This window comes from Rhizobium sp. 01T437, from assembly GCF_056398505.1.
Genome location: NZ_JBFTPM010000050.1, coordinates 1 through 8,504, shown reverse-complemented (window position 1 = coordinate 8,504; position 8,504 = coordinate 1). Strand labels below are relative to the sequence as shown.

Sequence of the window (8,504 nt, the reverse complement as noted above, 5' to 3'; positions counted from 1 at the left end):
GTCCGCATCCATCACCCCACTTCCTGACGGCGGTCGCGCCATCGCCGACATCAGCCGCAGATCGAAATCCCCATAGCCTCCGACTGTGGCCCGCGGGTTCCTTCCTCGGGGACTTTCGTACGCCTGCCGGCGCCCGAAACTCTTCACGACACCAGACGAGTACGTCGCCCGGAACGCGCCAAAAGCGGACGTACCTACCCTCCCCGATGCCCTTGCCGTGCCCGCGGCCTAATTCGGTTGTTGACGTCCTAGACCATCCGGTGCCAGCGTCTTCCAGGCGGCCATGGCCATGGTGATGACTGTCTCAAGTTCGGCACGGCTTGCGCCGTCGCGAGCCTGCACCGATAGGCCGTGCATCACTGTAGTATAGTAGCGAGCGATGGCCGTCAGGCTCTCGGTCGAGGCAGCGAGGTCGCCATCGTGGACCCCTCTGACCAGCCGCTCCCTGATCTCCTCGAATTGCGCCCTGCGAATGTCGGCGAGGAATTCCCGTACCGGGTGGTTTTCTATCGCGCCGGTCGGCGCTGCAAGAACCAGCATGCATCCACGCGGCGAGCCGGGAATGGTGATTGTATCGGCCACGGCGCGCAACATGGCGTGTATCGCCTCATAGGCCGTGGACTGCTCGCGAAGTGCTGCCCTCGGGGGCTGCCCCTGGGTCGCGGCATTGAGGGCCACGGCTTCGCGGAACAGGGCTTCCTTGCTTCCGAAGGACGCATAGATGCTGGCCGAAGCAATCCCCATGGCCTCGCTCAGGTCCTTCATGGAGGTTCCTTCGTAGCCGCGCTCCCAAAACAGATCCATGGCGCTGCGCAAAGCGACGTCCCGGTCAAATGTCAGTGGCCTGCCACGCGTCGCCATCTCATCTCCGATTTGTTTGTCGATCGACAAACTATATCTTGACGGCTGCCGCAGCGCCATGCATTTATTTATTTGTCGATCGACAAACAATTCTCGCTATCGCCTTGAGCAAGGACCAGTCCCATGAGCGTCCCCGCCTTCATGCGTGCGTTGCAGCAGACGTCCCTAAATGGCCCGCAGGATCTGCGGATGATCACCGATGCGCCGGTGCCGGTTCCCGGTCGAGGCGAAATCCTCATCCGTGTCGCCGCCGGTGGTATCAACATGGCCGATATCTCCCAGGCCTATGGCAAGTTTCGTGGAGGCCCGCAGCCTCCATATATTGCGGGTTTCGAGGGGGCGGGTGAAGTCGTGGCTCTGGGCGAAGGGGTCACAGCGGTGGCGCCTGGCGCTCATATCATCGGGGTCGGATATGGTGCCTTTGCCGAATACATGGTGCTTCCGGCGATTGCCGCAGTACCGGTACCCAAGGGATGGTCGGACGAGCAGGCGCTTGGCCTGGTCGTGAACTTGCCGACGGCAGTGGCAGCGCTAAAGCTGCTGGGGCAGATCAAGAAGGGTGAGACGGTGCTGATCCATGCAGCGGCAGGCGCTACCGGCCAAGCCGCAGTCAAGATCGCCAGGCACTACGGCGCAACAGTGATTGCGGCGGCCGCATCGGAGAAGCACGAGATCGTGCAATCCCTGGGTGCCGATCACGTCCTCGACTCCCACACCGCCGATATCGCCGCCGAAGTGCTTCGTCTGGCCGGCAACGCCGGCGCTGATCTGGTCATCGAGTCGGTCGGCGGTGAGACCTTCGAGGCCAGCCTGGCATCGGCGCGACGCGTCACCGGCCGCGTCGTCGTGACAGGCTTGCCCGCCGGCGAAGCATCGCTCACCAATTGGGACCTCGTCTATAAACATCAGGTCCACATTATCGGCTTTAACATGGGGGTGCTGATCCGCGCCGCGCCGCAGATGTTCGGTGCAGTCATGGGCGAACTGTTCGCGCTTATCGGCGCGGGCGTATTGTCCCCCGTCCAGCCAACCGTCTACGAACTTGCCGACGGGCCAAAGGCGCTTACGGCATTGGAGGGCCGCTCCAGCGTCGGCAAGTTGGCGCTGCGGCTCTGAACCCGCTTCGTGACGTGGGCCATAGTCGTCCCTCAAGCCTCGACCGCTTTGCGCCACCCGAGGACATCGCGGCGTCGCAAACTTTCCCTATTTCTTCCGTCAATTAAATCATGGCCGCCAAGGATACCGCCAATGGGATGGGAAGCACTTGGGCAATGGGGTGAAGATGCTGTTCGCATCGAACCACTTACGGGTGGAGTTGCCAACGACGTGTGGAGCGTTCGCGTCCACGGGCAGATCGCAGTCGGTCGTCTCGGCTCCAGGACCGATGCTGATCTCGCATGGGAAACCGAGCTACTCCGACACCTCGACCGTGAAGGTATGACCGTTCCGGTGCCGATCCCGACGACTGACGGCCGGCTGTTCGTGGATGGTCTGGTGGTGATGAAATACATGGAGGGCGGACCGCCCGAGACGGAGTCCGACTGGCGTCGCGTGGCCGACACGCTCCGCGAACTGCATCGGTTGACGCAGGGCTGGCCGCAGCGCCCAGGCTGGCGATCGTCGACCGACCTCCTGCATGCCGAAACCGGTACGAGGATCAACCTTTCCGCGATGCCGCCTGAGGGCGTTATCCGATGTCGGGCAGCGTGGGCGCGGCTAATCGGGCGTCAGACCTGCGTTGTCCACGGCAACCCGAACAACCCTGGCAACATCCGCATGACCGCGGATCGGGTCGCTTTGATCGACTGGGATGAGTCACATCGCGACGTCCCCGACCTTGACCTGGTACTGCCCGACAACGCTGCCGATCTCGACGACGGCGCGCATGACATCGCCGCGCAGGCATCAGCCGCATGGGAAGCCGCCGTCTGCTGGCAGGACGAGTACGCAGTCAAGCGGCTTGCCGAAGTTCGAGCGGTCTGAGCAGTTTCGGCGGATCGACGGGTCGTATCCATGCCAAAGCCTCGGGCTGCTGCATTGCGCCACGAACAGTGACCGCATCCAGGCCTTTACGCCGGCCCCGGCGGAGTGCAACCATTTGCGCTTGCACCACTGCGATTTTGTGGGTTTACGTCGCTGGGATGCTGGCATCCCCAACATATTGGTCCAAGTTCGACAAGATGACGCTTCGATGCCTCGATATGTTTCTCTGATGGATGCGGCCAGCCTTTTGGCGACGGTCGAGCGTGTTCTCGTTATTGGATGTTCGGGAGGCGGCAAGACAACCTTCTCTGCAAAGATCGCGGATTTACACCGCCTGGAATTCCAATCACTCGACCGGGATGTGCGGTGGCTTCCAGGCTGGGTGGAGCGTGATCGTACCGAGCAAAGAGCAATCATATCGGATATGGTCCAACGTGACCGATGGGTCATGGACGGCAGTGGAGCGTCTTCCTTCGACCTGAGATTGCCGCGAACTGATCTGGTTCTGTGGGTTCGAGTGCCGAGATGGGTTGCACTGATTGGTCTGCTAAAGCGCGTATCTCGTTTCTATGGCTCAGTTCGCCCGGCGATGGCTGAAGGGTGCCCAGAGCCACTGCCAGATCGAGAGTTTCTGTCATACATCTGGAACTTCGAGAAAAAATACGCCCCGCTTTTTGTGATGCAAATCGAGCGTTATGGGCCGGACGTTCCGGTAGCCGTGCTCAACTCTCATCGCGAGATGGACCGGCTCCTTCAACTCTCGGGCAGACCTATCGCTCGATAACGCAATGACCGCGATGGCGCCGATATCGTTGAAAAACTCGATGGAGTAGCCGCTTATCCGGTGATTTCCGGCCTTTTGCGCAAGCGGTATCGGTTGCTGCCCTGCGCTCGTGCGCGGGGCAATGGTTGGTGTCCCTTTTTATGCGGCGATGACGCTGTACGGCGGCCTTGCTGGCCTGAGTTTCGCCAATCTTCTGAGGTTCTGGGCGTTTGCTGCAAGCAAGAATTCGTCCCGCGCACCACATGGACCTCGCAACCTCAAACGCGCCATGCGGAGAATGCGTTTGAGGTGAGCGAAGAGCATCTCGACCTTCTTGCGACGATGCCGAGACTGCTCGTATTGGGGTGTGGCTGCATCACGCGTCTCAAGCACCCGCAATGCCGAGTTTTTCAACGGTATCCGCCAGAAGCGGTCATCTTTCTAGGGATTGACGAAAGTCAGCTATCGACCTCATTCGGGAAGTTTGAGCTGAATGCAAAACCTACAAAGCTGCCGTCAGGCGTGCTACGAGTTGGCCATCGCCAACTGGATTCGGGGTCTAGCCTTGAAAATCTTATTTCGAGGACTGTCCTTTGTTGCATGCGCCATTGGGGCCGTTCTCGCACTTTGGACGTTGGTGTGGATAGTTCTTGGCATTAGTTTCAAACCGAGCATTCCGTATTTCGAAGCATTCCTTAATCAGAAATATAAGGGCTATAAAAGTACCGAAGGCCGAGTGATCCGGTGCGAATCCTGGACAGAGTATTCTTCTGAGTATGAGATTAGCTGTAGGTATTTTCGGCAAGCAAAAGCCGAGGAACCAACGTACCACGCGTTTGACAAGTGGGGCGGCTACATCGGAAGTCGCGATGGCGGTTGATTGCAGAACTTACCAACTCTCCGTTACGAAGTTAGCGTTGTTTGCCTCGCACCTTGACCATGCGCGCATTGCCGTTCGAATAATCCCGCTTTGACAGGGGCACACAATGCAGGATGATGAAGACAACCCTAGTCTTGCTCTTGGCCTTTACAGAGTCAGCGTACTCGTCGGTTGTATCGTTCTTATCACATATTTCTTCTGGAACATGTTTAGCGCGACCGCTGCCGTTAATCGGCTTTCAGCTGCAGCACAAAATTTCCACTACACAGAGAGGTGTGATTCCAACGGCAATCTGATTGACATAGGCAAACCTAACTGCGTTGATCTAGGTCATTATCTGCTAATAAATGGCCCTGTTCTCAAGGCTCTTCGAAGAGCTTGTTCAGAAGGTGAAACACCAGCTGTGCTGATACTTGAGAAAGGCAAAGCGTCGAGAATTGATATCGTTCGCGTGGAAAAGTCCTTGGCTTGGCGAGCGACGAACAAAGTAAACCCTCCCTGCTGACCGTCTACCCGGCACCCGGACGGGACTAAACTTCAATCTCTCACCAATGACCGTTACAGGCCCCGCAGCGGACGTTGGTCACCTGATGGACAATGGTTGGCGCATAACCGGGTTCTGGCATGAACTAGTCTAAAGGCAAATTCCACGATAGTCGGCTTTCAGGTCAGACACTGACCCACCGTCAACTTCCCAGAAAATCCGCCAACTCTGATTGCAAGGAAACCCCGCCTTTTCAAACAAAGCTTGTCGACCTGCAGGATCGACCGTGAAGCCTTCCTTTTCCAGGGACGCCACAAGCTCTGTTTGAGCGGATACCCCCGAAAACTTGACGGCAACTCTTCTTTGAAACTCCCTCTCAGCGTCGGAAAATGTGTCGGGTAGCCCCCTTGCGATCTCTGGCAGCAATGGAAGAGGTGGGAACAAAGTGAGGTATCCACCTCCAATTACGACGATCGACGATATGACACCAATCAGAAGGATTATTCGAAGCATCCGCATCACTCGCTCCCCTTGCGAGCAACCACGATAACACCGAGCGTAGTTTTTCAACAATATCGGCCGAAAGGCATCATTGGTGACTGTTGCTGCATAAGTCGCTCTGAACTCACTTCGTGACGTCGGGCTCGTGACGGATATGGTCGCCAGGCAAATCCATCATGGGGCCGCCGGCAAGGTCGGGAAATGAGCGATTCGACCACATCGCCGCCGTCGCGAAGCGGATTCAGAGAATCTCGAATACATCGTATTCGACACCGCCCGCACGCCGGCCGCCTTGCGCAACCGCGACAATTTGGTTGAGCCACGCGTGCCGTGGTGCGGCCGTCTCGAAATAGGGTGTTGTTCGCAGATAATATTCCGAGGGGTCGACCGCTTCGCCATCAGCAAGACGCTCGTCGACGCTCTGGGAGGAGCGCCTGACGCCGCGATAGGTCATCAGGATCAGACCGCCGTCGTCAGCGGCGAGCAGGAGCCTGACATCCTGCTGAAAGGTGCCGTCCGCGCGTCCGAGCAGGAGGTCGGAGCCGATCAGCGGCGACACCTCTCCTTTCAGTCGCTCGCCCCGGAAATGTCCGCCGGAAACGGGAAATATGCGCCTGCTACCGGCTGGCGTCTGACCGAGCTCAAGCGCCGGGTGAAGTGTCATGAAGAGTGTCATTAAGTGCCGAGATTGCAGGGACATGCCGGATCGCCTATTGCTTGTTTGAACCCTGGAGCGTGTCGCGATCCTTCAGATCCGCTCGCCGCGCTTTTCAGGTCTTCGGGTTTGCGCGACAAGCTCTAGCTGAAGGCGCCCTGCCCCCAAAACGCGCTTTGCTTGGGACCTTCACAAGCAAAACTCATCAAGAGAGAAGAGATCATGCGGCCGCCGTTGGAATCTCTGCGAATTCTGGAAGCATGCGTTTCCGCCTCCAGCTTTGCCCGCGCCGCCGAACGGCTGTGTCTGACGCCTGCGGCCGTCAGTCTCCGCATTCGCACACTGGAGGCCGAGCTTGGCCAGCCATTGTTCGTGCGCGCGGGGCGACGCGTCGTGCCGACGGCTGCGGCCGCTCAACTGGCGGGCCGAATTCGCCAGGCACTGGATGGCATTGCCGGCGCGCTCGATGAATTTCAGGCTGCGACGCCCCCACTCCGATTGACGGCGCCTCCGACATTCGCATCGCGCTGGCTGGCACCTCGGCTGGCGCGTTATCCCTCGGCAGGCGGATCGCAGATCGAGGTAGACGTTTCCGCCGATATTCGCGACCCCAGCGCGTTTGACGTCGCCATCAGGACGGGTCGTGGCGGTTGGGAAGGGCTTGACGAATACCGGCTCGCGCCGGTTGAGGTGACGCCCATGCTGGCGCCCTCTCTGCTCGGAACGCGGACCCTGGACATGCCGGAGGCGCTCACCGATTTCGAGTTGTTGCCGCATCCGGATTGGCAGGCATGGTTCAGGGCCGCTCATTGCGAGATGCCGCAGGCCCTGCGTTTTGTGGCAGTCGATTATCCCACGCATGAGCTGGACGCCAATGCAGCAGTGGCAGGCGCAGGTGTCGCGCTTCTGTCGCCCTTGTTGTTTCGCCCGCTCCTGGAAAAGGGACTCCTCATCGCCCCTTTGACTCGTAGCCGAGGTCGCTCGATACCCTCTGGACCGTCGCGCCGCCGGCGAGTTCGCGCAGCGCGATGACCAGGTGCAGCTGCCGCCGCCACCGGCCAAAGGTCAGCCCCGTTTCCTGAACCATCAGCCGCTTCAGGGATCGCTCGCTCATGGCGACGTAGTCTGCCCATTCCGCCAGGGTACGGCGGTCGCCCGGCTCCGCCGTCAGGGCGGCGGCGATCATGGCGATCTTCGGGTGGCTGGACACCGGCAGCTCCAGCCCCTCTTTCGGCATSAGCGCCAGTTCGTCCAGCAAGACACGCACGAGGCGCCCGACATGGTCATCAGGCGTATAGCTGCCCTGTACATCCGCCAGGCGCAGGATCATCTCGCGCAGCATTGGCGAAACGGACAGCGTGCAGCATTCCTGCGGCAGCGCCGCAGCATCCGGTTCGACAAACAAGTAGGACAGGCGGGCGTTGGAGGTGACCTGGTTGCTGTGCGGCACGCCGCCCGGGATCCAGATCCCGCAGTCCGGCGGGACAATCCAAAGGCCGTTTGCGGCCGTGCAGGTCACGGCACCGTGCAAGGCAAGGATCAGCTGTCCCTGCCGGTGCTGGTGCTGCGGCACCTCGGCTAAGTAGTCGCTGAAGTCGACATGCAGGGCGACCGCCGGGCGACCCAACCGGTCGGGGTCGGGATCGAAGTCCGTGCTGCAGGGGCGCAGCGTCCTGGCGGATTGGCCTGATTTGGAGATCATATGGCATTATCTCCAAATTCGCGTGCACTGCAATCCGTTACAAGCGGACATCAACAACCCGATGGAGACTATCATGCGAATTGCTGTCGTCGGCGCAACCGGCAGGATCGGCGCCCAACTCACCCGGAACCTGCTGGGCGCGGGACATCAGGTAAAGGCCCTGTCGAGGGGCGGTCCAGCCCTTGAGGCACTGGCCGAAATCGGAGCGGAGCCATTCCTCGGAAGCTTTGACACTGGTGCAGGAGAGCTCGACAAATTCTTTCAGGATGCCGATGCCGCGTTCCTGATGGTCAAGACCGACTGGAACAACCTGCAAGGCCACTATCCCGCGGTTGCCCAGCGCTTCGTCGATACGCTCAGTAATTCCCCGGTCAAACTGGCTGTGAGCCTGTCGGCCATGGGGTCGGACGTGAAGGGGAAGACCGGCCATTTCGAATGTTTCCACCATCTGGACGAGAAGCTGAACGAACTTACCAATATCGACCTGGTCCATTTGCGCGCTGCCTGGTTCATGGATGATGTGCTGGCGTGGACGGCGCCAGTCGCCAGATATGGTCGGATCGCCTGGTCCTGTAAGCCCGATCTGAAGATGCCCTGGGTGGCGACRGATGACATCGCATTGCTTGCGGCCAGGGAGCTGATCAATCCGACGGGCAGGCACCGGGTGATCCGCGA

General features: G+C 59.7%; 9 protein-coding genes and 1 pseudogene. 6 read left to right on the top strand and 4 right to left on the bottom strand.

Going from position 1 to position 8,504, the window contains the following annotated elements; translation table 11 throughout:
* Positions 1-228: 228 nt before the first annotated feature.
* Complete coding sequence (locus AC1DM5_RS36300; protein WP_477824346.1) at positions 229-861, bottom strand: TetR/AcrR family transcriptional regulator; 633 nt, start codon at positions 859-861, stop codon at positions 229-231.
* 123 nt (positions 862-984) lie between these two features.
* On the opposite strand from AC1DM5_RS36300, the gene AC1DM5_RS36295 reads away from it, so the two are divergent.
* The 3 genes from AC1DM5_RS36295 to AC1DM5_RS36285 all read left to right on the top strand — a co-directional run bounded on the left by AC1DM5_RS36295 (position 985) and on the right by AC1DM5_RS36285 (position 3,628).
* Positions 985-1,977, top strand: a complete 993-nt coding sequence (locus AC1DM5_RS36295) for an NADPH:quinone oxidoreductase family protein (protein ID WP_477976909.1) — start codon at positions 985-987, stop codon at positions 1,975-1,977.
* Positions 1,978-2,109: 132 nt separating this feature from the next.
* Positions 2,110-2,844, top strand: a complete 735-nt coding sequence (locus tag AC1DM5_RS36290) for a phosphotransferase enzyme family protein (RefSeq protein ID WP_477824344.1) — start codon at positions 2,110-2,112, stop codon at positions 2,842-2,844.
* Positions 2,845-3,052: 208 nt separating this feature from the next.
* A complete protein-coding gene (locus AC1DM5_RS36285; protein ID WP_477824347.1) occupies positions 3,053-3,628 on the top strand; it encodes a P-loop NTPase family protein in 576 nt (191 codons plus the stop codon).
* Between the two features lie 138 nt (positions 3,629-3,766).
* Here the strand turns inward: AC1DM5_RS36285 and AC1DM5_RS36280 are convergent.
* Positions 3,767-3,976, bottom strand: a pseudogene (locus tag AC1DM5_RS36280) (transposase); the annotation flags it as partial.
* Between the two features lie 617 nt (positions 3,977-4,593).
* On the opposite strand from AC1DM5_RS36280, the gene AC1DM5_RS36275 reads away from it, so the two are divergent.
* Positions 4,594-4,992, top strand: a complete 399-nt coding sequence (locus AC1DM5_RS36275) for a hypothetical protein (RefSeq protein ID WP_477824343.1) — start codon at positions 4,594-4,596, stop codon at positions 4,990-4,992.
* A gap of 721 nt (positions 4,993-5,713) precedes the next feature.
* On the opposite strand, the gene AC1DM5_RS36270 is transcribed toward AC1DM5_RS36275, so the two are convergent.
* Positions 5,714-6,172 (bottom strand): DUF3237 domain-containing protein, encoded by a 459-nt coding sequence (locus AC1DM5_RS36270; RefSeq protein WP_477824342.1) that lies wholly within the window; start codon positions 6,170-6,172, stop codon positions 5,714-5,716.
* A 177-nt stretch (positions 6,173-6,349) separates the two neighbouring features.
* On the opposite strand from AC1DM5_RS36270, the gene AC1DM5_RS36265 reads away from it, so the two are divergent.
* Positions 6,350-7,159, top strand: a complete 810-nt coding sequence (locus AC1DM5_RS36265; protein WP_477976907.1) for a LysR family transcriptional regulator — start codon at positions 6,350-6,352, stop codon at positions 7,157-7,159.
* On the opposite strand, the gene AC1DM5_RS36260 is transcribed toward AC1DM5_RS36265, so the two are convergent.
* Entirely contained in the window at positions 7,077-7,829 is a 753-nt protein-coding gene (locus AC1DM5_RS36260; RefSeq protein WP_477976905.1) for an AraC family transcriptional regulator, read from the bottom strand. The two genes, AC1DM5_RS36265 and AC1DM5_RS36260, sit on opposite strands and share 83 nt — an antisense overlap.
* 73 nt (positions 7,830-7,902) lie before the next feature.
* Here AC1DM5_RS36260 and AC1DM5_RS36255 point away from each other — a divergent pair.
* A partial coding sequence (locus AC1DM5_RS36255) for an NAD(P)H-binding protein (RefSeq protein WP_477976903.1) occupies positions 7,903-8,504 on the top strand: 602 nt, incomplete at its 3' end.